Annotated in this window: 21 protein-coding genes; 14 read left to right on the top strand and 7 right to left on the bottom strand. The window is 62.8% G+C overall.

The window, feature by feature from the left end; all coding sequences use genetic code 11:
* Positions 1-19: 19 nt before the first annotated feature.
* Complete coding sequence (gene epmB / locus MHM84_RS11145) at positions 20-1,051, bottom strand: EF-P beta-lysylation protein EpmB (protein WP_239266060.1); 1,032 nt, start codon at positions 1,049-1,051, stop codon at positions 20-22.
* A 99-nt stretch (positions 1,052-1,150) separates the two neighbouring features.
* Here epmB and efp point away from each other — a divergent pair, with 99 nt between their 5' ends.
* Together efp and epmA are read left to right on the top strand one after the other, a co-directional pair.
* Positions 1,151-1,717, top strand: a complete 567-nt coding sequence (gene efp, locus MHM84_RS11140) for an elongation factor P (RefSeq protein WP_239266058.1) — start codon at positions 1,151-1,153, stop codon at positions 1,715-1,717.
* A 194-nt stretch (positions 1,718-1,911) separates the two neighbouring features.
* Entirely contained in the window at positions 1,912-2,883 is a 972-nt protein-coding gene (epmA, locus tag MHM84_RS11135; protein ID WP_239266056.1) for an EF-P lysine aminoacylase EpmA, read from the top strand.
* 11 nt (positions 2,884-2,894) lie between these two features.
* Here the strand turns inward: epmA and asd are convergent, their stop codons facing one another.
* The 3 genes from asd to rsgA form a co-directional block, all read right to left on the bottom strand.
* Entirely contained in the window at positions 2,895-3,740 is an 846-nt protein-coding gene (asd, locus tag MHM84_RS11130; RefSeq protein ID WP_239266054.1) for an archaetidylserine decarboxylase, read from the bottom strand.
* A 121-nt stretch (positions 3,741-3,861) separates the two neighbouring features.
* Positions 3,862-4,692 (bottom strand): rhodanese-like domain-containing protein, encoded by an 831-nt coding sequence (locus tag MHM84_RS11125; protein WP_239266052.1) that lies wholly within the window; start codon positions 4,690-4,692, stop codon positions 3,862-3,864.
* Between the two features lie 81 nt (positions 4,693-4,773).
* On the bottom strand, positions 4,774-5,787 hold the full coding sequence (gene rsgA / locus MHM84_RS11120; protein WP_239266050.1) for a small ribosomal subunit biogenesis GTPase RsgA: 1,014 nt from the start codon (positions 5,785-5,787) through the stop codon (positions 4,774-4,776).
* A 113-nt stretch (positions 5,788-5,900) separates the two neighbouring features.
* On the opposite strand from rsgA, the gene orn reads away from it, so the two are divergent.
* Positions 5,901-6,488 carry an oligoribonuclease gene (orn, locus tag MHM84_RS11115; protein ID WP_239266047.1) on the top strand — a complete coding sequence of 196 codons (588 nt, stop codon included), beginning with the start codon at positions 5,901-5,903 and terminating at the stop codon, positions 6,486-6,488.
* 17 nt (positions 6,489-6,505) lie between these two features.
* Here the strand turns inward: orn and queG are convergent, their stop codons facing one another.
* Positions 6,506-7,621 (bottom strand): tRNA epoxyqueuosine(34) reductase QueG, encoded by a 1,116-nt coding sequence (gene queG, locus MHM84_RS11110; protein WP_239266275.1) that lies wholly within the window; start codon positions 7,619-7,621, stop codon positions 6,506-6,508.
* A 101-nt stretch (positions 7,622-7,722) separates the two neighbouring features.
* On the opposite strand from queG, the gene MHM84_RS11105 reads away from it, so the two are divergent.
* The 11 genes from MHM84_RS11105 (at position 7,723) to MHM84_RS11055 (ending at position 20,813) form a co-directional block, all read left to right on the top strand.
* On the top strand, positions 7,723-9,231 hold the full coding sequence (locus MHM84_RS11105; RefSeq protein ID WP_239266044.1) for an NAD(P)H-hydrate dehydratase: 1,509 nt from the start codon (positions 7,723-7,725) through the stop codon (positions 9,229-9,231).
* An 8-nt stretch (positions 9,232-9,239) separates the two neighbouring features.
* The gene (tsaE, locus tag MHM84_RS11100; RefSeq protein WP_239266041.1) at positions 9,240-9,716 is read left to right on the top strand and encodes a tRNA (adenosine(37)-N6)-threonylcarbamoyltransferase complex ATPase subunit type 1 TsaE; all 477 of its coding nucleotides are present in this window, start codon (positions 9,240-9,242) and stop codon (positions 9,714-9,716) included.
* A gap of 100 nt (positions 9,717-9,816) precedes the next feature.
* Positions 9,817-11,214: an N-acetylmuramoyl-L-alanine amidase gene (locus MHM84_RS11095; RefSeq protein ID WP_239266039.1), complete on the top strand. Its 1,398-nt coding sequence runs from the start codon at positions 9,817-9,819 to the stop codon at positions 11,212-11,214.
* A gap of 30 nt (positions 11,215-11,244) precedes the next feature.
* Positions 11,245-13,260 carry a DNA mismatch repair endonuclease MutL gene (gene mutL / locus MHM84_RS11090; protein ID WP_239266037.1) on the top strand — a complete coding sequence of 672 codons (2,016 nt, stop codon included), beginning with the start codon at positions 11,245-11,247 and terminating at the stop codon, positions 13,258-13,260.
* Between the two features lie 14 nt (positions 13,261-13,274).
* Positions 13,275-14,216 carry a tRNA (adenosine(37)-N6)-dimethylallyltransferase MiaA gene (miaA, locus tag MHM84_RS11085; protein WP_239266035.1) on the top strand — a complete coding sequence of 314 codons (942 nt, stop codon included), beginning with the start codon at positions 13,275-13,277 and terminating at the stop codon, positions 14,214-14,216.
* Positions 14,217-14,341: 125 nt separating this feature from the next.
* The gene (gene hfq / locus MHM84_RS11080) at positions 14,342-14,590 is read left to right on the top strand and encodes an RNA chaperone Hfq (protein WP_019017249.1); all 249 of its coding nucleotides are present in this window, start codon (positions 14,342-14,344) and stop codon (positions 14,588-14,590) included.
* Positions 14,591-14,604: 14 nt separating this feature from the next.
* A complete protein-coding gene (gene hflX / locus MHM84_RS11075; RefSeq protein WP_239266033.1) occupies positions 14,605-15,936 on the top strand; it encodes a ribosome rescue GTPase HflX in 1,332 nt (443 codons plus the stop codon).
* Positions 15,937-16,016: 80 nt separating this feature from the next.
* The gene (gene hflK, locus MHM84_RS11070; RefSeq protein WP_239266030.1) at positions 16,017-17,249 is read left to right on the top strand and encodes an FtsH protease activity modulator HflK; all 1,233 of its coding nucleotides are present in this window, start codon (positions 16,017-16,019) and stop codon (positions 17,247-17,249) included.
* Complete coding sequence (gene hflC, locus MHM84_RS11065; RefSeq protein ID WP_239266028.1) at positions 17,246-18,142, top strand: protease modulator HflC; 897 nt, start codon at positions 17,246-17,248, stop codon at positions 18,140-18,142. The genes hflK and hflC overlap by 4 nt, the downstream gene beginning before the upstream one ends.
* Positions 18,143-18,249: 107 nt before the next feature.
* Entirely contained in the window at positions 18,250-19,446 is a 1,197-nt protein-coding gene (locus MHM84_RS11060) for an ATP phosphoribosyltransferase regulatory subunit (protein WP_239266026.1), read from the top strand.
* Between the two features lie 71 nt (positions 19,447-19,517).
* Entirely contained in the window at positions 19,518-20,813 is a 1,296-nt protein-coding gene (locus MHM84_RS11055) for an adenylosuccinate synthase (RefSeq protein WP_239266024.1), read from the top strand.
* Between the two features lie 81 nt (positions 20,814-20,894).
* On the opposite strand, the gene MHM84_RS11050 is transcribed toward MHM84_RS11055, so the two are convergent.
* Complete coding sequence (locus MHM84_RS11050; RefSeq protein ID WP_239266022.1) at positions 20,895-23,552, bottom strand: tetratricopeptide repeat protein; 2,658 nt, start codon at positions 23,550-23,552, stop codon at positions 20,895-20,897.
* Positions 23,553-23,612: 60 nt separating this feature from the next.
* Positions 23,613-24,683, bottom strand: a complete 1,071-nt coding sequence (locus tag MHM84_RS11045; protein WP_239266019.1) for a tetratricopeptide repeat protein — start codon at positions 24,681-24,683, stop codon at positions 23,613-23,615.
* Positions 24,684-24,702: the final 19 nt, after the last annotated feature.

Raw genomic sequence — 24,702 nt, 5'->3', positions numbered from 1 at the left:
GCAGGGTAACGGGGCACGCTCACAGCGGTGTCTTGCTGGCCTCCCCGGGTACTTCGCGAACCAGGCGCGGCATCAGGAAGCCGGCCAGGCGGGTGCGGAGCTCATCGACCAAGGCGAGCGCCTCGCTGTCAGGCACATCGAAGTGCGCCGCACCGGCTACCGGATCGAGGACATGCAGGTAATAGGGCAGGACCCCGGCGGAAAACAGCCGTTCTGAGAGTTCCGCCAACGTCTCGACGTCGTCGTTGACGCCACGCAGCAGTACGCTCTGGTTGAGCAGGGTCACCCCCGCGCCACGCAGGCGCGTGCAGGCGTCGACGACGGCAGCGTCGAGCTCGTTGGGATGGTTGATGTGCAACACCATCACGGTCTGTAGGCGGGTGGCCTTTAGCCAGGCGAGCAGGGCGTCGTCCACCCGGTCGGGAATCACTACCGGCAACCGGGTGTGAATGCGCAGCCGACGCAGATGCATAATCTCGGCGAGACGCTCGACCAGCCAGGCCAGACGCTTGTCGCTGGACGCCAGCGGGTCGCCGCCGGACAGGATCGCTTCCTGAATGCTCGGGTCGTGTCGTAGGTACGCCAGCGTTTCCTCCCATTGGGCACGGGATGGCGAGTTCTCGGCATACGGGAAGTGACGCCGGAAACAGTAACGACAATTGATGGCGCAGGTCGGACTGCCGATCAGCAGCACCCGACCGTGGTATTTGTGAATCAGTCCGCGGCGGGGCGTGTGTGCGGCCTCTTCCAGCGGATCGCTGACGAAACCCGTCACGCTATCGGTTTCGGCGCTGACGGGCAGTACCTGACGCAGCAAGGGGTCGTGGGGATCATTCGGGCGCATTCGCGCCAGGTACGCTTCGGGCACGCGAATTTCGAACAGCGCGTGCCCCTGGCTGGCCCCTGGCAGCCAGCGCTCGTCAAGGCCCAGCCGGGCGAGTAGATCGCGTGGGTCACGAATCGCTCCGGCGAGCTGTGTCTGCCAGTCTCGAGTCTCGTCCACTACGGTGGGGATAACGCTCTGCAAAAGGTCGGGGCTTCGGGTTATCATGCGCCACACTATATCAATGCGAAGGCGATGAGCGCTTCGCGGGTCAGTTCATGCACGTCCGGTCGTTAGGCCGGGCGAAGGAATCATCAGCGAGGAATCATGGCGAACTATTCTACCAACGAATTCAAGGGCGGTCTGAAAGTCATGCTGGACGGCGATCCTTGCAACATCGTCGAGAACGAATTCGTCAAGCCGGGCAAAGGCCAGGCCTTCAACCGCGTCAAGCTGCGCAACCTGATTACCGGGCGCGTCTGGGAACGCACGTTCAAGTCCGGCGAGTCGCTGGAAGGCGCTGACGTCATGGACCTGGAGATGGAATATCTCTACACCGACGGCGACATGTGGCACTTCATGAAGACCGATGGCTCCTTCGAGCAGTACGCGGTCGACAAGAAGGCGCTTGGTGATACCGAGAAGTGGCTCAAGGAGCAGGTGGCCTACACCGTCACCCTGTGGAACGACAATGCCATCAGCGTGACGCCGCCCAACTTCATCGAGCTGGAAGTGGTCGAGACCGATCCCGGCCTGAAAGGCGATACCGCCCAGGGTGGCTCCAAGCCGGCAACGCTGTCGTCCGGGGCGGTGGTGCGTGTGCCGCTGTTCATCAACCAGGGCGAAGTGTTGAAGGTGGATACCCGCTCTGGCGAGTACGTCTCCCGGGCCTAACTGGTGCTGTTGCGCTCGGCGATACGGCGTTAAAAACAGGCTCGGCTATGCTCATTTAGCGTTGCTAAACCGCCGCCTCACCAGGATTCGTCTTGCCTGAGCTTCGCTCGGAGAGGGTTGGGACGAAGTGAACCTGCATTAGCATGATTGGCCACGCTGAGAGCGTGGCCTTTTGGTTTCGAGAGGAGTGACCCATGGCTGACGACTGGCGGCCTTCCGCGAGCATCGAGACCCTGCGCGAGCGGGCGCGTCTGTTGGCGCGGGTAAGGGCATTCTTTGCCGAGCGCGACGTGCTGGAGGTGGAAACGCCGGTACTGGGGCATGGCGGGAGTACCGACGTGCATCTCGATTCGCTGTGCCTGACGGCGACAACGCCGGCGGGACACGAACGATTGTGGTTGCAGACCTCGCCGGAATTCCATATGAAGCGCTTGCTGGCGGCCGGCAGCGGGCCGATCTTCCAGCTCGCGCGCAGCTTCCGTGACGGCGAGGTGGGGCGGCGGCATAACATCGAGTTCACCATGCTCGAGTGGTATCGCCCGGGATTCACCTTGGACACGCTGATTGGCGAGACCGATGCCCTGATACGCCATGCTCTGCCGGATGTCGGACCGTGTCGCCAGCGTCGTTATCGCGATCTGTTTCGCGAGGCCCTGCAGGTCGATCCTTTCACGACGCCCCTTGATGCACTGCGCCGGCTGGCGACCCAGCATGGCCAGATCGACATGGGCGAGAGCGAGCGCGACGCCTGTCTGGATCTGCTGATGAGCCTGGTGATCGAGCCCGGACTGGGCCGTGGCGGCATCGATGTGGTCGTCGATTACCCGGCCAGTCAGGCAGCTCTGGCGAAGCGGCGTTGCGACCCGGAGGATGGTGTCGAGGTGGCGGCGCGCTTCGAGGTCTATGTCAACGGGCTGGAACTGGCCAATGGCTATCACGAACTGACCGATGCCGGCGAGCAGGCCAGGCGCTTCGACGCGGACAATCGCGAGCGTGAGCGTCTTGGCAAACCGATGGTGGATAGCGACCGGCAATTAGTGGCGGCGTTGCAGGCCGGCATGCCGGAAGGGTGCGGCGTGGCGCTGGGGCTGGATCGCTTGATTCAGCTGGCGCTGGGCAAGGACAGCGTGGCCGAGGTGATGGCCTTTGCCACGCCCAACGCCTGACCCCGGCATGCTCAGGTGGCGTGGACCTGTCCGAGTGGCTGGCCCATGCTGACCATGCTGTCGTTGATGGACAGTTCCTCGCGGAAGTCGACGGCGTGCGGAAAACACAGGATCACGGTGGAACCGAGCTTGAAACGCCCCATCTCGGCGCCCTTGGCCAATTCGATGACCTCGTTGTAGCGGGTCGTCTGAACCTGGCCCGATTTGGGCGTGATCTGCCCTGCCCATACCGTCTCGATGGCCGCCACGATCATCGCCCCGACCAGGACCATGGCCATCGGGCCGAATTCGGTATCGAAGATGCATACCAGGCGTTCGTTGCGGGCGAACAGGCCGGGGACATTGGCGGCGGTGGCCAGATTGACCGAGAACAGACGCCCCGGGACGTAGGCCATTTCGCGCAGCGTGCCGCCTAGCGGCATGTGCACGCGGTGATAGTCCCGCGGTGACAGGTAGATGGTGGCGAAACTGCCGTTGCGAAACGGCTCGGCGCGCCGGGAATCGCCACCCAGCAGAGCGGTCAGCGAATACGCCTGTCCTTTGGCCTGGATCAGGGTGCCATGCTCGATACGTCCGGATTGCGACAGCACACCGTCGGTGGGCGATACCAAACCGTCGCCGATGGGGCGGGCATCGTCGCGCATGGCGCGGGTAAAGAACGCATTGAAGCAATCGTAGGCGTGCGGGTTGGGTTCGCGAGCCTGGCTCATGTCGACATCGAAAACCCGGATGAATTGCTCGATCAACAGATTCTTCAGCCAGGGGGTACGGCACTCGGCAAGCTGTCCCACCAGGCGGGAAATCAGGTGATGCGGCAAGGGGTACTGGATGAGGGAAAACAGTTGATCGCGATCCACGGTTCGACATCCACGGCAACGAAGAGAGCCCGCCACCATAGTCGCAGCGGGCCTGGGAGGCAAGTTGCTATGGCGCTTGCCGGTTGCAGGTTAGGCACCTTCCCGCAAGGGAAGGGTATCGTCATTTCTCGATCGGCGTATCGTCGCGATTGCCCCATTCCTGCCATGAGCCGGCATAGGCGCGCATCTTCTCGAAGCCCAGCGCCTTACCCACCAGCCAAGTGAACCCGCTGCGATGATGGCTCTGACAGTGAGTGATCACTTCCATGTCGGGCGTGAGCCCCTGGGTCTCGAGTTCGGTGATTAGCTCGGCATAGTCGCGAATGCGCAGTTGGCGTTCGCGATCCATGGCATCGGTCCATTCCATGTTGATGGCGCCGGGAATATGGCCCAGATGCTTGTTCTGGCCTCTTTCTCCCCGGTATTCCTCGGGGGAACGTGCATCCCAGACGGCGAAATTCTTCTCATCCAGGCGCTCTGCCAGTTCCTCGCGTTCGATAAGCACCTGACGATGCAAGAGTTCCGCCTGGTAATCGCTGGGCTGCGGCGCAATGTTTTCCGTTGATACGGGCAATCCATCGGCGCGCCAGGCATGGATACCGCCATTCAGGTAGGAATAACGCGTATGACCGATCAATTCGAGTGTCCACAACAACCGCCCGGCCCAGCCTCCGCCCTCGTCGTCATAGGCTACCACATGGGTATCCCGGGTCAGGCCGAGCGCGGAAAACAGCGCTGAGAGAGCCTGCTCGTCGGGAACGTCGTTGGGAACCTGGCCCTCGCCACGCAACAGGCGCCGATGGTCGAGGTAGACGGCACCGGGCACGTGGCCTGCCGTATAGCTTTCCGCCTTGAGTGGCACATCGACGATCAATAGCTGGGGATCGTCGATGAATTCGGCCAGCTGATCCGGCTCGACGATCAGCGGCAGGAGGTTGGATTCTGAACTCATGGATGGCTCTCCTTGCGCAGGCACTCGGTATTGGCATCGATCATGGCACACCCCAGTCGGTTCCTGCGAATGAGGCGCGATTCAAGTCGGCTTCAGGCTATCCAGAATGCGTCGGTAGCTGACAAAGCGTTGTTCGGCGATGTCGCCCCGATCCACGGCCTCGAGCAGAGCGCAGCCCGGCTCGTCCCTATGGCGGCAGTCGCGAAAGCGACAATGCCCCAGCACGTCGCGGAACTCGACGAAGCCTTCGGTCACTTGCCGCTCGTCGAGGTGAGTTAGCCCAAACTCACGGATTCCCGGTGAGTCGATCAGCTCGCCACCGGCGGGAAGCCGGTAGAGACGGGCCGTGGTGGTGGTATGCGTGCCCTTGCGCGAATCCTCGGAAAGCGCACCGATACGCAGGGCTTCATCCGGCAACAGTCGATCGATGAGTGAAGACTTACCTACCCCGCTCTGGCCGACGAATACCGAGGTCTTGTCCCGTAGCTTGGCATGCAGTTCATCCAGGCCCGACGCCGTCCGGGTCGTGGCACGCACCACGGCATAGCCCAGGGCGGCATAGCGCTCGAGCAAAACGCCCAGTTCACCGCCATCCCCGGGCAGCAGGTCGACCTTGTTGAGCACCAGTACCGGCGTGATGCCGGTGGCCTCGGCCGCGACCAGGTAACGGTCGATCAGGTTGGCGAAGGGAGCGGGTTCCGCCGCGAAGACGATCAATATCTGGTCGATATTGGCGGCGACCGGCTTCAGTTGTCCGCGTGGATCGGGGCGCTCGAGTACGTTGTCGCGTGTATCGCGGGCCACGACCACCCCGCTGCCATCTTGCGCTCGGCGCCAGATCACCCGGTCCCCGGTCACCAGGCCCTCGAGATTGGCGCGCAGGTGGCAGCGGTGATTCACGGTGTCGTCGAGCGCCTGGACGTCGAGAGTGCGGCCGAAGTGAGCGATAACCCGCCCCGGCATCTCCGGGCCGTACTCACCGGCTTCCAGGGCATGGTCTTCGCGTGCGGCCTGCTTTTCCGCGCGTGCGGCGCGCTCGGCCTGGACCTTTTCGACACGCCAACGCTGTTGGCGCGACAGCTTACGTTTGCTCATGCAACCTCGGCTGGGCGTACAATGGGCACATTGTACCCAGCGCGATCCGCCATGTCCGCTTGAGACGGCGGTCGGCACTGGTATTTTTTGCTTCATTACCTCAGGAGTCACGCATGCCCGAACAGCCCGACGCGCCACGCAAGGATCTGCTGGTCTGGATCGACCTGGAAATGACCGGCCTCGATCCGAACAAGGAGCGCATCATCGAGGTGGCCACGCTGATCACCGACGGTGAGCTGAATCTGATCGCCGAGGGCCCGGTACTGGCAGTCAAGCAGGCCGACAGCCTGCTGGCGGCCATGGACGAGTGGAACACCCGTACCCACGGCGAGTCGGGGCTGATCGATCGCGTCAAGGCCAGCAAGATCGACACCGCCGAGGCCGAGCGTCGGACGCTGGAGTTTCTGACCCGCTACGCAGTCCCGGGAAGCTCACCGGTATGCGGCAACAGCGTGCATCAGGACCGCCGCTTCCTCGAACGTGAAATGCCGGCCCTGCATGATTTCTTCCACTACCGCAACCTCGACGTATCCACTGTCAAGGAACTGGCCAAGCGCTGGAATCCCGGTGCGCTCAAGGGTTTCGAGAAGCGCAATACCCACCGCGCTCTGGACGACATCCACGAGTCGGTGAGCGAGCTGGCACATTACCGGCGCACCTTCCTGCGTCTGGAGGAAGGCAAGAGCGGTGGCGCAGAGTAATTTCCGCAGCCCGGCGCTTAGTGCTCAGGGCTGATCGCGATCAATCGCTGACGCTTGGCGTGCTGCCTGGCCAGCGCCCAGCGCACATGTTCTCGAACCAGGTCGGAGGGATAGGCCAGACGGGCATGCAGCGCGGCTTCCAGCGTTGCGCTCCACGGCGCATTGCCCAGCCCGACGGCCAGGTTGCGCAGCCAGCGCTCGTAGCCGATGCGGCGAATGGCGCTGCCTGCGGTGCGCATCAGGAATTCTTCCTCGCTCCAGCCGAACAGGCGTACCAGCTCCGCGCGATCCAGGTCGTGGCGCGGCGCGAAGTCTTCCTCATGGCTGGCACGGGTGAAACGTGTAAAAGGGCAGACGAGCTGGCAGTCGTCGCAGCCATACACGCGATTGCCCATCGCCTCGCGATATTCCTCGGGAATGCTGCCGTGAAGTTCGATGGTCAGGTAGGAAATGCAGCGCCGCGAATCGACGACCTTGTCGTCAATGATCGCCCCCGTCGGGCAGGCGGTGCGGCACTGCTCGCACTTGCCACAATGCTCGCTATCGAAGGGGGCGTCGACGGGCAAGGGCAGGTCGGTATAGAGCTCGCCGAGAAAGAACAGCGAGCCGGCCTTGGGGTGCAATAGCATCGAGTTCTTGCCGAACCAGCCCAGGCCGGCCTTCTGCGCCAGGGCGCGTTCCATGACCGGCGCGGAGTCGACGAACGCGCGATAGCCGAAGGGGCCGACCTCGTCTTCGATGCGCTTGGCAAGCGATGCCAGACGCTTGCGAATCAGCTTGTGGTAATCGCGTCCCAATGCGTAGCGTGACACGTAGGCCTTGTCAGCCTGGCCGAGAACTTTGGTGGTTTCGACCTCGGGAGGCAGATAGTCCATGCGTGCGCTGATCACCCGCAAGGTGCCCGGCACCAGTTCGTCCGGCCGCGTGCGTTTGTTGCCATGCTTGGCCATGAAGTCCATCTCGCCGTGATGACCCGCCGCCAGCCAGCGCTCCAGATAGCGCTCATGCGTGGCCAGATCGGTGTCGGTGATACCGATCTGCTGAAAGCCCAACTCACGGCCCCATTGGCGGATACGCTCGGCCAGGCCGTGAAGATCGAGGGCGTCGCCGTGTTGAACGGATTGACGTGTCATCATGAGCGTGGAAAAACGCAGCAAGCGGAAGCAGGAAAGGCGCGTAGTGAAGAGGCGCCACACTACACTAGATCTCAGCTTACGTCACACCGGAGGAGCGCATGTCGCGAGGTTATCGTCACCCTCTCTATCTGGCCGACCAGGTCAGGGAGATCGATCGGCGCACCATCGACTCGCAGGAAGCGGGCGACGGCTTTGCCTTGATGCAGCGGGCAGCCTTGGCCGCCTACCAGCAGTTACGCCAGCGCTGGCCCCAGGCCCGGCATGTATGTGTCGTGTGCGGCGCGGGCAACAATGCCGGCGACGGTTACGTGATTGCCGCGCTGGCAGCGCGCGATGGGCTCGATGTGTCACTGATTGCCGTTCGCTCGCCGGACGAACTCAAGGGCGATGCGGCGCGCGCCCATGCCATGGCGCAAGCGGAATCCCTGCAAGCCCGGCCCTGGCAGGATGCCATGCCCCTCTCGGGCGACGTCGTGGTCGATGCCTTGCTGGGCACCGGTCTCGGCGGTGACGTGCGCGAGCCGTTTGCGTCGGCCATCGCGGCCATCAACGCCAGCGGCTTGCCGGTGCTGGCCGTGGATGTGCCCTCCGGCTTGGCGGCGGATACCGGCAGGGTGCTTGGAAAGGCCGTCGAGGCCGATCTCACGGTGACTTTCATTGCCGACAAGTTCGGCTTGCACACCGGCAAGGCGGCCGATCATGTCGGGCGTGTCGTGTATTGTGGACTGGGCATCGAGCCACAGGCACAGGCCGATATCGAACCGCCTGCCGAATTGCTCGACGCCGGGCTGATCCATGAGGCATTGCCGCCACGGCGTCGCACGAGTCACAAGGGCAATTTTGGCCATCTGCTGGTGATCGGTGGAGCGCCCGGCTTTGGCGGCGCCGCCCTACTGGCCAGCGAGGCGGGGGCGCGACTGGGCGCCGGCAAGATCAGCTTGGCAACGGCGCCGGAGAATGTCGGTGCGAGCCTGATACGCACTCCCGAGATCATGGCGCGTGGCGTCAGGGGTGTCTCCGATGCCCGGCCACTGATCGACATGGCCGATGTCATTGTGGTCGGCCCGGGGCTCGGCAAGGATGCCTGGGGACAGGCCATGCTTCAGGCGGCGCTGGATGCCGGCAAGCCACTGGTGATCGATGCCGATGGTCTCAATCTGCTGGCCCTGTGCTGGCCCGACCTGCAGCGTGACGACTGGCTGTTGACTCCGCACCCCGGTGAAGCGGGGCGTCTGCTCGACAGTAGCGGCGGCGAGGTGGAAAGCGACAGGTTGAGTGCCGTGCGCGACTTGCGACAGCGCCGGCATGGGACGATCGTGCTCAAGGGGGCGGGCACGCTGGTGGCGGGAGCTACGGGTATCGGCGTCTGTCCCTACGGCAACCCGGGCATGGCTAGTGGCGGAACCGGGGATGTCCTGTCGGGTATGCTGGGTGCGCTCATTGCCCAAGGGCTGAGCATGGAGCAAGCGGGGCGGGTCGGGGTCACATTGCATGCCTTGGCCGGTGACCGGGCGGCGGAAAGGGAAGGGGAGCGTGGCCTGCTGGCGGGCGATCTGGCATCCTATGCGCGTATGTTGATGAATCCCGATAACCGCCACTCTTCTTGAGCGAAAGCATGCACCTATCTTTGCGTGACGAAGCCTCGCAGGTCGCCTTTGGCGAGGCACTGGGCCATGCCCTGGAGGGGCGCGGTTGCGTCTTTCTTCAGGGAGAGCTGGGAGCGGGCAAGACGACACTGTCACGCGGCATCCTGCGTGCCTACGGCTATCAGGGGGCCGTGAAGAGTCCGACCTATACCCTGGTGGAGCCCTATGAACTGGGCGGGACGCAGGTTCACCATTTCGACCTTTATCGCCTGGGCGATCCCGAGGAACTCGAATTCATCGGCGCCCGCGACTTGTTTACCGAAGATAGCCTATGTCTGGTCGAATGGCCGAGTCGGGGCGAGGGCTGGCTTCCCCTGGCCGACCTGACGGTGACGCTATCGGTAGTGGGTACCGGACGTGAGGCCAACGTGGTGGCCGGCACCCCGCATGGCGATCATGTCCTTTCCCGATTGAACGGCATTCTTGCCGAAAAGGACGGCTGCTAACGTTATGATGTGTGTGAATCGGCTAACGTGCCGCCTGCGTCGTGTGTCTTACCGGCCACTGCGACGGCTAGCCACGCTGCTTCTCGGGGTGACGGCGGCAATGCTTCCTGTGCTGGGGATGGCCACCGATGTCCAGAATTTGCGCATCTGGGCCGCACCCGACCATGCCCGGTTGGTCTTCGACCTTTCCTCGCCGGCCGATGCCAAGGTTTTTTCTTTGGACAATCCCGATCGCCTGGTCATCGATCTGGCCGATAGCAGGATGATTCTGGATCCCGACACGCTGGACCTGGGCGGAAGCGCCGTCAGCAAGATCCGTACGGGAACACGCCACGGAGACGATCTGCGTGTCGTACTCGATCTCAGCCGGCAAGTGGAACCCAAGCACTTCACGCTGGCGCCCAACGATCAGTACGGCCATCGTCTGGTAGTGGATCTGGAGTATCCCGGGGCGAGCGCGGTCGAGAACCCCATCGACCCTATCGAGGCCAAGATCCGCGAGCGGGAACTGGCGGTGGACCGAGCGCTTGCCGAGGCCCAGGTCAGCGGCAATGCCGCCCAGGCCCAGGTGTCGCTTGCCCGTGAGAAGGCTCAGCCGCATCCCAAGCGGGACATCATCATCGCCGTCGACGCCGGCCATGGTGGCGAAGACCCGGGGGCCATCGGCCCCAGCGGCATCCGCGAGAAGGATGTGGTGCTGCAGATCGCCCGACGACTGGAATCGCTCATCCAAGGGACGCCCGGTTACAAGGCGGTCATGATTCGCGACGGCGACTACTACGTCGGTCTACGCCAGCGTACCTTGCTAGCGCGTGACCAGAAGGCGGATTTCTTCGTCTCGATTCATGCCGATGCCTTCAAGAGTCCGCGTCCCAAGGGGAGTTCGGTATTCGCGCTGTCACAGAGCGGCGCCACGTCCGAGACCGCCAAGTGGCTGGCCGCCAGCGAGAATCGTTCGGACCTGATCGGCGGCGTGGATGGCAGCCTCAACCTGGCCGACAAGGACGAAGTGCTGCGCGGCGTACTGCTCGACCTGACCATGACGGCCACCCTCAACGATTCGCTGGCTGTGGGCGGCCAGGTGCTCGACCAGCTGGGCCAGATCAATCATCTGCACAAATCGCGGGTCGAGCAGGCGGGGTTCGTGGTGCTCAAGTCGCCGGACATTCCTTCACTGTTGGTGGAGACGGGGTTCATTTCCAATCCACAGGAGGAGAAGCGGCTGCGCGATTCGAGTTACCAGCAATCGCTGGCCAAGGCGATCTTCACCGGCATCAATGCTCACTTCCAGCGCAATCCGCCGCCGGCCAGCCTGCTGGCCTGGCAACGCGATCAGCAGCGCGGCAGACAGGCCAATGAGTATCGCATCCAGCCCGGCGACACTCTCTCGGAAATCGCTTCGCGTCACGAGGTGCCGCTGCAGACCCTCAAGCAGGCCAATGAGCTCAACGGTGACGTGATCCGGGTCGGCCAGGTATTGCGCATTCCCCGCGGCTAAGCCCGCCCAAGGGTAACGACAATGGTAGATATGACGCAGACGCGACGCATACAGATACTCAATCCGCGCCTGGCCAACCAGATCGCTGCCGGCGAGGTGGTCGAGCGGCCGTCTTCGGTGGTCAAGGAGCTGATCGAGAACGCCATCGATGCCGGCAGTCGGCGGATCGAGGTGGAGCTGGAAGCCGGCGGGGCGCGGCTGATCAAGATTCGCGACGATGGCAGCGGCATCGCCGAGCAAGACCTGCCATTGGCCCTGTCGCGTCATGCCACCAGCAAGATCGAATCGCTGGAAGACCTGGAGGGCGTGGCCAGCCTGGGGTTTCGGGGCGAGGCGCTGGCGTCGATCAGTTCGGTATCGCGCCTGGAACTGATCTCCAATATCGACGATGACCCCACCGCCGGCTGGCGCGTGGTGGCCGAAGGTCGCCAGATGGAGCCGCGCGTCTCGCCGGCTCCGCATCCGCGCGGCACGTCGGTATGTGTGCGCGATCTGTTCTTCAATACCCCGGCGAGACGCAAGTTCCTACGCACCGAGAAGACCGAGTTCGGGCACGTCGAAGAGGCGTTTCGGCGTCTTGCTCTGTCACGCTACGACATTGGCTGGACACTCAGGCACAATCAGAAGACCGTTCATCAGTTGCGCCCGGCCATGGATACCGCATCCGGCGAGCGGCGCATCAGTGCCTTGCTGGGCGGCAAGTTCCTCGACAATGCGTTGCATCTGGATATCGAGGCGTCTGGGTTGCGGCTATGGGGCTGGGTTGGATTGCCGAACCATTCGCGGGCCCAGGCCGACCAGCAATATTTTTTCGTCAACGGCCGTGTGGTGCGCGATCGCCTGGTCGCGCACGCCATACGCCAGGCCTATCGCGACGTGCTTTTTCACGGTCGTCATCCGGCCTTCGTGCTGTACCTTGAGCTCGATCCCACCGTGGTCGATGTCAATGTCCACCCGACCAAGCACGAAGTGCGCTTTCGCGATGGCCGGCTGGTTCACGACTTCCTGTTCTCGAGCCTGCACCGGGCCCTGGCCGAGGTTCGCCCCAACGAGGCCCCTCGCGACACTGCGGGTGGCCAGCGAGGCGACGACGCGATCGGCGAGGCCGGGGACGAGGCGACAGCAAGGCAGGCGGAATCGACGGCGGGTCAGGAAGCGTCCGATCAGTCCCGTTGGCAACAGCAGCCCATGGCGCTGTATCCCGGCCGTGACGGCGCTGGGAGCGATGGTGGCTCCCGCCCTGGTGCCGCTCGGGTTCGAGAGTTCATGGCCGGCTACCGTGCGCTGCATCCTGACCATGATGAGGCTCTGTTGACGCCGCAGCCCCAGGCACCCGGCGGGGAGGAAGCCGCCATGGCCTGGCGGGAGCGGCGTGATGGGAAGGCGTCGGTCGCCACGTTGCCCTCCGCAAGCGCTCTCGCCATGCCCGAGGAGGATCCGACCCAGGCACCTCCGCTGGGTTACGCGATTGCCCAGTTGCATGGGGTCTACATCCTGTCGCAAACGGTGCGTGGCCTGGTGGTGGTCGACATGCACGCCGCGCACGAGCGCATCACCTACGAGGGCATGAAGCAGCAGGTGCATGGCGATGCCCATGGCGAAGGGCATTTGGAAGCCCAGCCCCTGCTGGTGCCGGTGTCGTTGGCGGCCAGCCCCGGCGAGGTGGAAACCGCCGAACGCTGCCGTGAGGCGTTCACGCGTCTGGGGGTGGAACTCGACGTGGCCGGCCCCGAGACGCTGTTGGTTCGCCAGGTGCCGGTGTTGCTGGCGCAGGCCGATGTCGAGCCGCTGATCCGCGACATGCTTGCCGATCTGGAGCGCTACGGCCACTCCGACCGTATCGAGGCGCACATCAACGAGCTATTGTCCACCATGGCCTGCCATGGCAGCGTGCGCGCCAATCGTCGCCTGACCCTGGCGGAGATGAATGCCCTGCTGCGCGACATGGAGCGTACCGAACGCAGTGGCCAGTGCAACCACGGACGACCCACCTGGACCGAGATGTCGATGCAGCAACTCGACAAGCTGTTCCTGCGCGGCCAATGAGTGTCGAGAATACGATGCCTACGGATAACCGGCCCCTGGCCATCTTTCTCATGGGCCCAACGGCCTCCGGCAAGACCGATCTGGCCATGGCGCTGCATGAGCGGCTAGGCGCTGAGCTGATCAGTGTCGACTCGGCCATGGTCTATCGCGGCATGGATATCGGCACCGCCAAACCGTCGCCCGAAGAACTGGTGCGGGCACCGCATCGACTGATCGATATCCGCGACCCTGCCGAACCCTATTCGGCGGCGCAGTTCCGTGACGATGCACGCGACGAAATGCGCCGCATCAGTGCGCGTGGCAACATCCCGCTGCTGGTCGGCGGCACCATGCTTTACTATAAAAGCCTGGTGGGCGGCGTCGGCAGCCTGCCCGAGGCCAATGGCGAAGTGCGTGCGGAGCTCGAGGCCTGGGCAGGAAGTGAAGGGTTGCAGGCTCTGCACGACGAGTTGCAGCGGGTCGATCCCGAGTCTGCCTTGCGCATTCACCCCAACGATCCGCAACGCTTGATGCGAGCGCTGGAAATCCACCGCATCACGGGGCGTGCCATGAGCGAGTTGTGGCGTGAGCAGCCGCGTGAAACCTTTCCATGGCGCACGTTGTCCATAGGACTGGCTCCGGCCGATCGCCATGTACTGCATGAGCGCATCGCTCGGCGTTTCACGGCGATGCTCGAGGCAGGTTTCATCGACGAGGTTGCCGGACTCAGGCAGCGGGGAGACCTGCACTTGGGGCTGCCGTCGATGAAAAGCGTGGGCTATCGCCAGGTGTGGCAGCATCTGGACGGCGTCTTTGACGAGCAGGACTTGAAGTTCAAGGGAATCGCCGCCACTAGACAGTTGGCCAAGCGGCAAATCACTTGGTTGCGCCGCTGGCCGGCGCTCCACTGGATTGATTCTCTGGGAAACGCTCCACTCGAAGAAATCCTGAATCTCGTGCGCCACTGGCGCTCTTAGCGTAAGATAAGGGCTTCGTGTGGCAGCACGAATGCTACGCTGCGCATACGTGACCCTAAGGGCACATGCCCCAGGCGAATCGATAAAAAGACCTCAACATCAAAGAGACAGTTAGGGAGAGCAAAATGTCCAAAGGGCAGTCCCTTCAAGACCCGTATCTGAACATCCTGCGCAAGGAGCGCATCCCGGTTTCCATTTTCCTGGTCAACGGGATCAAGCTGCAGGGACAGATCGAATCCTTCGACCAGTTCGTGATCCTGTTGCGCAATACCGTCAGCCAAATGGTGTACAAGCATGCCATTTCGACTGTGGTGCCGTCGCGTAATGTACGGTTGCCGGCACAGGACCCCAATGCAGCTTCACAGGAAAGCTGATTAAGAGGCCTTGATTGTTTTTTGAACGTCCCGACGCCGGAGAGACGGCGGTACTCGTCCACATCGATTTTCAGGACGAACAGGAGCGCGAAGATCCGGGCGAGTTCCTGGAATTGGTGCGCTCCGCTGGGGCTGAGCCGGCGACCCTCATGCAGGGGAGCCGGCGCAAGCCCGATCCACGCGCCTTCATAGGCAGCGGCAAGGTGGAAGAGCTGCGTGAACTGTTGGCTATCCATCAGGCCGAGTTGGTCATTTTCAACCATGCGCTCAGCCCATCCCAGGAGCGCAATCTCGAACGCTCGCTAAAATGCCGCGTCCTTGACCGCACCGGGCTGATCCTGGACATCTTCGCACAGCGTGCGCGTACTCATGAGGGTAAGCTGCAGGTCGAACTGGCCCAGCTCGAATACATGTCTACCCGTCTGGTGCGCGGCTGGACTCACCTCGAACGACAGAAAGGCGGCATCGGCCTGCGCGGGCCCGGGGAAACCCAGCTCGAGACCGACCGTCGACTGTTGCGCGCACGCATCAAGTCGATTCACAAGCGTCTCGACAAGGTTCGCAGCCAGCGCGAGCAGAACCGTCGCGCTCGTTCGCGCGCCGAAATCCCCAGTGTCTCGCTGGTCGGCTATACCAATGCCGGCAAGTCGACGCTGTTCAATGCACTGACGGCGTCAGAGGTCTATGCCGCGAATCAACTCTTCGCCACCCTAGACCCCACGCTGCGACGCCTGGAAATCACCGATGTCGGCCCGGTCGTGCTGGCCGACACGGTCGGTTTCATTCGCCATTTGCCGCACAAGCTGGTGGAGGCCTTCCAGGCCACCCTGCAGGAGGCGGCCGAAGCCTCGCTGCTGGTGCATGTCATCGATGCCGCCGATCCCGACCGCGAGCTGAATATCGGCGAGGTCGAGGGGGTGCTCGAGGAAATCGGCGCCGATGAGGTGCCTTGCCTGCGGGTCATGAACAAGATCGATCTGCTCGACAGCGCGCCACGTATCGAGCGCGACGGCAACGGCGTGCCCGAGGTCGTCTGGCTCTCGGCTCAGCAGGGGCGAGGACTCGACTTGCTGGCCGAAGCGCTCTCGGAGCGTCTCGCCGAGAACGTGATCGAGGCCCGTCTGACGTTGTCTCCCGAGCAGGGTAGACTACGTGCCGGCCTGCACGAGCTGGGCGCCGTTCGTGAAGAGGCGTTCGACGACCAGGGCAATTCCCTGCTTAACGTTCGTCTGCCGCGGCGTGATTTCATGCAGTTGCTCGCTCGTCTGGGTGAGAAAGCAGAAAATTATCTCTCGCCGGAGGACATGGATACGTCGCCGGTATGGGCCGACGAGGCCCGGCGATGACCGATCGATGCTGGCGACATCGATGGGCCGTGCGCACCTGATCAACGCATATCGCAATCAATGCTGAGTGGAGACGACGTATGGCTTGGAATGAGCCTGGTGGTGGTGGCAACCAGCACGACCCTTGGAGTGGTGGTGGCCGTCGCGGTAGCGGCGGCAATGGGAGCGGTGGCGGTGGCAATAACCAGGGCCCGCCCGATCTCGATGAAGCCCTGAAAAAATTTCAGGACAAGCTCAACAACATGCTCGGTGGCGGCCGTGGCAAGCGGGGTGGCGGCAATGGCAGTGGGAGCGGTGGCGGCAAGCGCAACACCTTCACGCTACCGGCACTGCTGATCATCGTTGTCGTGGCGATCTGGGCCGCATCGGGTTTCTATCTGGTCGACCAGTCCGAGCGCGGTGTCGTGCTGCGCTTCGGCAAGCTGCAGAATGTAGTGAATCCTGGCCTGCACTGGAACCCGCCGTTCATCGATGACGTGCGCATGGTCAACGTCACGCGCGTACGCTCCATTGCGCAGACCAAGTCGATGCTGACCCAGGACGAGAACATCGTCGAGGTCGACATGTCGGTGCAATATCGGGTGACCGATCCTGGCGAGTATGTCCTCAACGTGCGTAATCCTGAGCTCAGCATCGAGAATGCCCTGGACTCAGCGCTGCGTCATGTGGTCGGAGGGACCGAGATGCAGCAGATCCTGACATCGGGTCGTGAATTGCTGGCGGACACGGTATCGACACGCTTGCAGAACTACCTCAACGCCTATGGGGCAGGGGTGTCCGTCCAGGCCGTCAACGTGGAATCGACGTCAGCACCGGATGCCGTTCAAGAGGCCTTTGACGACGTCATCAAGGCGCGTGAGGACCGTCAGCGTTCCATCAACGAGGCCATCGGTTACGCCAACGCCATCATTCCGGTCGCTCAGGGTGAAGCGCAGCGCATGATCGAGCAGGCGCAGGGGTATCGGGAATCGGTGGTTGCCGAGGCTCAGGGTAATACCAACCGTTTCAACTCACTGCTGTCCGAGTACCAGAACTCGCCGCAAATCATGCGTGATCGCATGTATATCGAGGCGCTGTCCGACGTGTACGGCAATACCAGCAAGGTGCTGATCGATACCGGTGCAAACAGTCCACTGATGGTGTTGCCACTGGAGCAGATGGGATTGCGCCAGGGCAGTCAGGAAGCGGACGACGGCAATGGCGGTCAGGCCCAGAGTCAGGCGGGCATGGATCCGCGCATCCTCGAACGCATGGCCAACGGTAGCAGTCAGCAGCAGAACAACAGTGGTATCCGTAGGGAGGGCCGTCAATGATCAACAATCGTTCCCTGGTCATCGTCGCCGGCCTTGCCGTGGTCGCCTGGGTTGGCAGCAGCAGTCTCTACATCGTCGACGAGACCGAGCGTGCCGTGAAGCTGCGTTTCGGCGAGATCATCGAGGAGAATATCCAGCCGGGGCTGCACTTCAAGATTCCGTTCATCCAGACGGTACGGACGTTCGATACCCGGGTGCTTACGCTGGATACCGACACTAGCCGCTATTTGACCGAAGAGCAGAAAGCGGTGATCGTCGATTCGTACGTGATGTGGAAGGTGGTCAATCCTACCCGTTACTACGAGGCGACGACCGGTAACGAACAGACCGCCGAGCGGCTGATCATTCCGCGTGTTGACGAGAGTCTGCGTAACCAGTTCGGCCGTCTCGAGCTTCAGGAAATCATTGCCGAGAAGCGGGACGCCTTGATGGCGGAACCCACCGAAGAGCTCAACGAGCTGCTGCGCGAGGAACTGGGGGTGGCCATCATCGATATCCGTATCAAGCGGATCGATTTGCCGGACCAGGTAACCCAGGCGGTTTACGATCGCATGCGTACCGAGCGCCAGCGTGAGGCCCGTGAGTATCGTGCCCAAGGTCAGGAGCAGGCCGAGAAGATTCGCGCCAATGCCGATCGGCGTCGACAGGTCCTGATCGCCGAAGCCCAGGCCAGAGCCGAGACTCTGCGCGGGCAGGGCGACGCCGAAGCGGCGGCGATCTACTCGCAGTCATACGAGCAGGATGCCGAGTTCTTCCGCTTCTATCGCAGCCTGAACGCTTACCGTGACAGCTTCGATGGCAAGGACGACCTGCTGGTTCTGGAGCCGGATAGCGATTTCTTCCGTTATCTGGAAAGCGCACGTCCGGAGCAGGGGCAGAACGCAGGCGAGTGACGCCGAAAGCTCTCCGGGGTACACCCGGAGAGCAAACGTGATAGAATCCTTCAACCGGGCGTGGCCCGGTTTTTTTGTGCGCCATTCATTTCTGGCAGGACAGGCAAATGACCATCGCAGACCGCTGGCTGCTTCCCGACGGCATGGACGAGGTGCTTCCCCCGCAGGCGACCCGCATGGAGGCACTACGTCGCGCACTACTCGATCTGTACTATCGCTGGGGCTACGATCTGGTAATGCCGCCGCCGGTGGAGTTTCTGGATTCCCTGCTGACCGGGACCGGAACCGATCTCGATCTTCAAACCTTCAAGCTCACCGACCAGCTCACCGGCCGCCTGATGGGCGCCAGTGCCGACGTGACGCCGCAGGTTGCGCGCATGGACGCGCATTCCCTGAAACGCCAAGGGCCGGCACGGTTATGCTATTGCAGCCATGTGCTGCGGGCCAAGGCCGACCAGCATCAAGGCGGGCGTAGTCCCGTGCAGGTGGGCGTAGAGTTGTTCGGTCATGCCGGCCTCGAGGCCGACCTGGAAATCCTGCGCCTGGCCCTGTCCAGCTTGACCACGGCCGGCGCCTCAGAGGTTCATCTGGCACTTGGCCATATCGGCATCTACCGTACCTTGGTTCAGGCTGCCGACCTACAGGGCGATGCCCGGCGGGCCATGTTCGAGGCTATCGAACGCAAGTCGCCCAGCGAGGTGAATGCGCTGGTGGCGACGCATGTCGACGATGCGGAGCTGGCCGCCATGTTTTCCGCCCTGGTGAATCTGCACGGCGGAGGCGACGTGCTGGAGGCGGCTCGCGCCGCACTGATCGCAGCGCCGGCAGCGGTGGCTGAAGCGCTGGATCAACTGCAGGCGTTGTGCCAAGGGGTCAAGCGGGAGTATCCCGAGGTCACACTGTATGTGGATCTCGCCGACCTGCGTGGCTATCAGTACCATACGGGCATGATGTTCGCCGCTTATGTGCCAGGCTATGGGCAGGCGTTGGCCAAAGGTGGACGCTACGACGATACCGGGCGGGCCTTTGGCCGTGCCCGGCCGGCCACTGGCTTCTCGATGGATCTCAAACTGCTGGCTACCTTGGTGGAGCAGGCGCCTCACAATGATGGCATCTGGGTCCCGACCATGGCAGCCTCGGATAGTGAAGTGCAGCAGCTCAACGCGTTGATCGCTCGACTACGCAATGCCGGGGAGCGTGTCGTGCAGGCGTTGCCCGATCAGCACACGGGCCCCACGGAGCATCGCTGCAATCGTCAGCTCGTGCGCATGGGCGACGACTGGCAGGTTTCACCACTGACATGACATGGCGAGCGGCGCCGATGCTCCGCCCGTAGGGCTCGATTGGCGGTTTTCTAGTTCAAGAGACGAGAGTAATGGGCAAGAACGTAGTCGTACTGGGCACCCAGTGGGGTGACGAAGGCAAGGGGAAGGTCGTCGATCTGCTGACCGAGTCGGCATCGGCGGTCGTACGTTTCCAGGGTGGGCACAATGCCGGCCATACACTGGTCATCGACGGTGAGAAGACCGTACTGCACCTGATTCCCTCGGGCATCCTGCGCGAAGACAAGATCTGTGTGATCGGCAACGGCGTAGTGCTGTCCCCCGAGGCGCTGATCAAGGAAATCCGCGAGCTCGAGGCCAAGGGCGTGCCGGTACGCAAGCGCTTGCGTCTATCGCCGGCTTGCCCGCTGATCCTCTCCTACCACGTTCGCCTCGACCAGGCGCGTGAAAAGGAGCGTGGCGTGGCCAAGATCGGCACCACCGGGCGCGGCATCGGACCGGCCTACGAAGACAAGGTTGCACGCCGCGGCCTGCGCCTGGGCGACCTGCTGCATCGCGAACGCTTCGCGTCCAAGCTGGGCGAGGTGCTTCAATACCACAACTTCGTATTGAAGGAATACCATCGCGAGGAACCGGTAGACTTTCAGAAGGTCTTCGATGAAGCCATGGAAATGGCCGAAGAACTGCGCCCGATGGTCTGCGATGCCGTCAGCCTGGTCCACGATATTCGCAAGCGCGGCGAGAACATCCTGTTCGAAGGCGCGCAGGGTTCGCTGTTGGACATCGACCACGGCACCTACCCCTACGTGACCAGCTCCAACACTACGGCAGGCGGAACGGCCACCGGCTCCGGTGTCGGGCCGCTGTACCTGGACTACGTACTCGGTATCACCAAGGCCTATACGACGCGTGTCGGCTCCGGGCCGTTTCCCACCGAGCTGTTCGACGAGTTCGGCCGTCATCTGGCCGAACGCGGCCATGAGTTTGGCGCCACGACCGGGCGGCCGCGTCGCTGCGGTTGGTTCGATGCCGTGGCCCTGCGTCATGCCGTACAGATCAACTCGGTTTCCGGTATCTGCCTGACCAAGCTGGACGTGCTCGATGGTCTGGAGAACATTCGGGTCTGTGTCGGGTATCGCAGCAAGGATGGCGAACGCTTGGATACGCCCGTGGATTCCGAAGGCTACGAGGCCGTCGAGCCGATCTACGAGGATCTGCCGGGCTGGAGCGAGTCGACGCTGGGCATCAAGCGCGTCGAGGACCTGCCCAAGAACGCCCGGGCCTACATCAGTTTCCTCGAAGAGCAGACCGGCACCTCCATCGATATCATCTCCACCGGCCCTGACCGCAACGAGACGATCGTGCTGCGCAACCCGTTCACCGAGTAAGCCACTCTTTAGCGTCACGCAAAACAGCCGGCCAAGAAGGCCGGCTGTTTGCTTGCATGGATTGAATTGCTGAGTTGCGACTCAGATGGTGTTCGTCTGTTCGGCCGCCGCTTGCAAGGCTTCCTCATCCGTCAACAGCTCGCGCATGATTTCCAGCGCGTTCTGGCTATCTCCATCGATGACTTTGTTCAGCCAGATCATGGCTTGCTCTTGGCTGGCGTTCTCGAGCCCATTCGCCCAGAGATAGGCCTTGGCCAATGCCAGCCGCGCCGTGGGGTGGCCTTGGCGTGCCGCCTGGAAGAGGTATTCCGCGCCCTGGTTGCGATTTATCGCAAAGATATCGCCTCTCAGGTATTCCCGGCCCAGCGTCGCCATCGATGCGCCGTGTCCTGCATCGGCGGCTTCGGTCAGCAGTTGGCGGCCCTGTTCGATATCCTGAGTGACGCCATTCTCACCGTAGAGGTAGGCCCGGCCCAGGTAATACTTCGATGTCAGATCGCCAGAGGCCATGGCTTGACGCAGCAGATCCAGACCCTGCTGGGTGTCTTGAGCGACACCCTCCCCCGTCAGGTAGGCATGGCCGAGGGTCATCCTGGCCGAAGTGTTGCCCGCGTTGGCTGCACTGCGAAGAAGTTCGACGCCGCGCTCGGGGTCGGCAGCCACGCCATTGCCGGTAAGAAGGAGTTCACCAAGGTCGGCTTTTGCCCCGCTGTGCCCACGTGCGATCGCCGTTTCCAGAAGCCCGACGCCTCGCTCGGTATTCCTGGTCACGCCATTGCCGTCGATATACATGCGGCCCAACGTCGCTGTCGCGCCTGCGTGTCCTTCATCGGCGGCACGATTGAGCCAGACGCGCGCCTGACTGGTGTTGCGGCTGACGCCCGAACCGTTCAGGTAGATACGACCGAGGTCGGCCATGGCCGGCACGTCGCCCATTTCGGCAGCCTTTCTAAGCGCGCCGATATCGCCTTGCTCGCCCCGGGCGCGATAGGTTCGCGCCAGAGCCGCACGTGCCGAAGGATGATCCGCTTCACGAGCGCGTTCGAGCCAGTATTCCGCCTGCTCGAAGTCTCTGGGTACGCCGGTGCCTTCGCGGTAGGCGCGGCCGAGCACGACCATGGCATACGCGTCGCCTTCATTGGCCGCTTCTTCCAGCATGGTGACAGCCTGCTGCGGATCGCCACCGGTGAGATTGCCGCTCAGGTAGGCATCGGCGAGCTTGGTCGCTGCGGTCACGTCGCCGGCATCGGCTGCCTGGCGTAACCAGCGCTCGGCCTCCTGGGGTTGAAAGGGAAGATTGCCGCCTTCCAGGTAACCTTCGCCAAGCACGCGTGCCGCTGTCGTCTGGCCCTGATCCGCGGCGTTGCGAAGGAGCGTTTCGGCGCGTGACGGATTGGGGGCGACACCCAGGCCGTTCAGGTAGGCTTCACCCAACTGAGCCGTGGCGTAGGGATGGCCGGCTTCATGGCCTTTCTGCAGATAATCGACTGCCCGGGTAGGTTGTGCAGGAACCCCATTGCCTTGCATGTAGGCACTACCGAGAACGGCATAGGCCAATGCATCGCCACGCTCCGCGCCACGCTCCAGCAACTCGATGCCCCGAGTGGGGTTGTGCTCGAGGACGTCGCCCTGTAGATACGCTCGGCCGAGTGAAATGGCGGCATTGGTGTCGCCATTCTCTGAAGCGGCTTCCAGCCAGCGTGTCGCCTGGATGGGATCGGGCGCCACACCGTTCTCGCCAAGGTAGGCCTTGCCCAGGTGGGTCATGGATTCGACGTCCCCGGCCTCGGCAGCCCGATGAAGCATGGACAGGCCGCGTTCCTGGTTGCCTTGCGCCAGCAGAAGCTCGCCCGCTTCTCCCAGGGCGTCGGGGTTGCCGGATTCTGCAGCTTGGAGTAGCCACTTCTGTTGCAGTTGGGGCTGGGGGCCTAGCAGGCCATCATCGGCATAAAGTCGTGCGAGATTGACCATGGCCTGGGTGTCGCCGGCCTGTGCAGGTTCCTGCAGGGTCTGGGCGTAGTCACGGGCATATTTTTCGGCCAGCCCACGATTTTCTTCCAGCCAACCCCCGGGCGCATGGGCTTGGGCAAGTTCGTACAATCCGCGAGTACCGCCAAGTTCCACGGCTTCCTTGTAAAGGGCGGCGATCTCCTGGGGGGCGGCTTGTCCGGCACGGCCGGCCAGCAGCATGTCGGCAAGATCCAGTCTGGCGCTGGCCATGTCGCCTTCCTCGACGGCTTGGCGAAGCAGATAGTAAGCCAAGGTATCGTTACGCTCGACACCGTCACCTTCTGCATACAGCCGTGCCAGTCTCAGCGAGGCATTGTCGAGTACCGACGAAGGCTTGCGCAGCGATTCTCCGTAGAGCTGGGCTGCCTTGGATGGGTCGCGGGCGACACCAAGCCCGTCGTCATACATGACCGCCATCTCGTAGTAGCCCGGCGGGTAGCCTTGATTCTGCAGCGACTCGAGGATGCCGAGGGCCTCGCTGACATTGCCATTGTCGAGGGCCTGACGGGCGAAATCGATGTGGTTCCAGTCGAAGGAACTCATGTCGGCCGGCGTACCGCCATCGAACCAATCATGATATTTGGGATCCAGTTGGGCCTGGATCTCGTCCATGTGCTTGCTGGTATTGACCGCACAACCACCCAGCCATGCAACTGCCGTGACCACCGCAAGGGAGCGTATCGTTCCGTGGCTTGGCCGGCGGCGCTCGTTAATGCTGTCTGTGAACATTGCTGCTCCTTCCTTGGTTGGTATGGATGGCTCAGGTTATTGGTTTTTTTAAGAGCGTCATCACAAGATCGTGAACGTTGCTTTATCCTGACCCGTCAGTAGCTGGCGCATCGTTTCCAAGGCCATCTCGCTATCCCCGTCGATGACGTTATCCAACCATAATAGTGCCTGTTGTTGGCTGGCGTTTTCGAGTCCGTTGGCCCATAAGTAGGCTTTGGCCAGGGCAAGGCGAGCGGTAGGGTGGCCTTGTTGCGCAGCCTTGATGAGATACTCGACGCCCTGGTCGATATCGGGCTGGATGTGTTCGCCTCGGATAAGCTCCCTGCCCAGGGTGGCTTGCGCTCCTGCATGCCCTTTGATCGCCGCACTGAGCAGCAGCTTTCGGCCACGAGTCGTATCCTGGGAAAAGTGGTGATCACCGCGTAGAAGCGCGCGTCCCAAGGTTGCCTGGGCCGAGAGTCTTCCCGCCTCCGCAGCCCTGGTGAGCCAGGCGTCGGCTTTCTGGGGATCCTGTTCCATTCCCTCTCCGGTCAGGTAGGCCTCGCCGAGCAGTTGTGCTGCATAAGCATCGTCCCGGTCAGCGGCTTTTGCCAGATAGGTGGCGGCGAGCTCGCTGTCATGGGGCAGAGCGCTGCCTTCCAGGTGGGCGCGGCCCAGCGCCCGTTGCGCCGCGACATTGCCGGCTTCGGCCGCCTGTACGAGCAGTGCCCTGCCTTCCTGGGGCTTGCCGGCGCCGATGAATGCCTCGCCGGCCCCTGTCAGGTCGGGAGACACGATTCGTGCAGGCGATGGCATGCTTGCCGGGCTCTCTGCCTGGCCCCGGCTCGGTTTCTGGCGTTCCGGCGGGGATGGCCGGGCCGCTAGCGTCGCCGGGACGCCCAGGACCACTGCATCCGCCTCACTAGAGGCTGGCTGCGCCGATTGACCAGAGGCGCGGGCAAGTGCGCGCGCTTCGAACGATTCCCCTCCAGCGAACCGGCCATGGTCCCCCTCAGAAAGCTGCCGAGACATCTCCTGCATATGCGGCGTATTGGGGGCTACGCAGCCTGCTAACCATAGCGAGGTCAGGGGGACGACGACAGCGACTCTGGCATAGTCCGTCATGGAAGCCGAGGGCAGCGTAGCATACATGGTGAGTCTCCGTTGTCTA

The sequence above is a fragment of the Halomonas sp. McH1-25 genome (genome assembly GCF_022348165.1).
In the GTDB taxonomy this organism is placed as follows: domain Bacteria; phylum Pseudomonadota; class Gammaproteobacteria; order Pseudomonadales; family Halomonadaceae; genus Modicisalibacter.
Note: the sequence above shows the minus strand (reverse complement) of the source record. Positions and strands in the feature narration are given on the sequence as shown.

Excerpts from the sequence above, each read along its gene's own strand:
- epmB (WP_239266060.1), bottom strand. The coding sequence starts at position 1,051 with ATGATAACCCGAAGCCCCGACCTTTTGCAGAGCGTTATCCCCACCGTA.
- efp (WP_239266058.1), top strand. The coding sequence starts at position 1,151 with ATGGCGAACTATTCTACCAACGAATTCAAGGGCGGTCTGAAAGTCATG.
- epmA (WP_239266056.1), top strand. The coding sequence starts at position 1,912 with ATGGCTGACGACTGGCGGCCTTCCGCGAGCATCGAGACCCTGCGCGAG.
- MHM84_RS11125 (WP_239266052.1), bottom strand. The coding sequence starts at position 4,692 with ATGAGTTCAGAATCCAACCTCCTGCCGCTGATCGTCGAGCCGGATCAG.
- rsgA (WP_239266050.1), bottom strand. The coding sequence starts at position 5,787 with ATGAGCAAACGTAAGCTGTCGCGCCAACAGCGTTGGCGTGTCGAAAAG.
- orn (WP_239266047.1), top strand. The coding sequence starts at position 5,901 with ATGCCCGAACAGCCCGACGCGCCACGCAAGGATCTGCTGGTCTGGATC.
- queG (WP_239266275.1), bottom strand. The coding sequence starts at position 7,621 with ATGACACGTCAATCCGTTCAACACGGCGACGCCCTCGATCTTCACGGC.
- MHM84_RS11105 (WP_239266044.1), top strand. The coding sequence starts at position 7,723 with ATGTCGCGAGGTTATCGTCACCCTCTCTATCTGGCCGACCAGGTCAGG.
- tsaE (WP_239266041.1), top strand. The coding sequence starts at position 9,240 with ATGCACCTATCTTTGCGTGACGAAGCCTCGCAGGTCGCCTTTGGCGAG.
- MHM84_RS11095 (WP_239266039.1), top strand. The coding sequence starts at position 9,817 with ATGCTTCCTGTGCTGGGGATGGCCACCGATGTCCAGAATTTGCGCATC.
- mutL (WP_239266037.1), top strand. The coding sequence starts at position 11,245 with ATGACGCAGACGCGACGCATACAGATACTCAATCCGCGCCTGGCCAAC.
- miaA (WP_239266035.1), top strand. The coding sequence starts at position 13,275 with ATGCCTACGGATAACCGGCCCCTGGCCATCTTTCTCATGGGCCCAACG.
- hfq (WP_019017249.1), top strand. The coding sequence starts at position 14,342 with ATGTCCAAAGGGCAGTCCCTTCAAGACCCGTATCTGAACATCCTGCGC.
- hflK (WP_239266030.1), top strand. The coding sequence starts at position 16,017 with ATGGCTTGGAATGAGCCTGGTGGTGGTGGCAACCAGCACGACCCTTGG.
- hflC (WP_239266028.1), top strand. The coding sequence starts at position 17,246 with ATGATCAACAATCGTTCCCTGGTCATCGTCGCCGGCCTTGCCGTGGTC.
- MHM84_RS11060 (WP_239266026.1), top strand. The coding sequence starts at position 18,250 with ATGACCATCGCAGACCGCTGGCTGCTTCCCGACGGCATGGACGAGGTG.
- MHM84_RS11055 (WP_239266024.1), top strand. The coding sequence starts at position 19,518 with ATGGGCAAGAACGTAGTCGTACTGGGCACCCAGTGGGGTGACGAAGGC.
- MHM84_RS11050 (WP_239266022.1), bottom strand. The coding sequence starts at position 23,552 with ATGTTCACAGACAGCATTAACGAGCGCCGCCGGCCAAGCCACGGAACG.
- MHM84_RS11045 (WP_239266019.1), bottom strand. The coding sequence starts at position 24,683 with ATGTATGCTACGCTGCCCTCGGCTTCCATGACGGACTATGCCAGAGTC.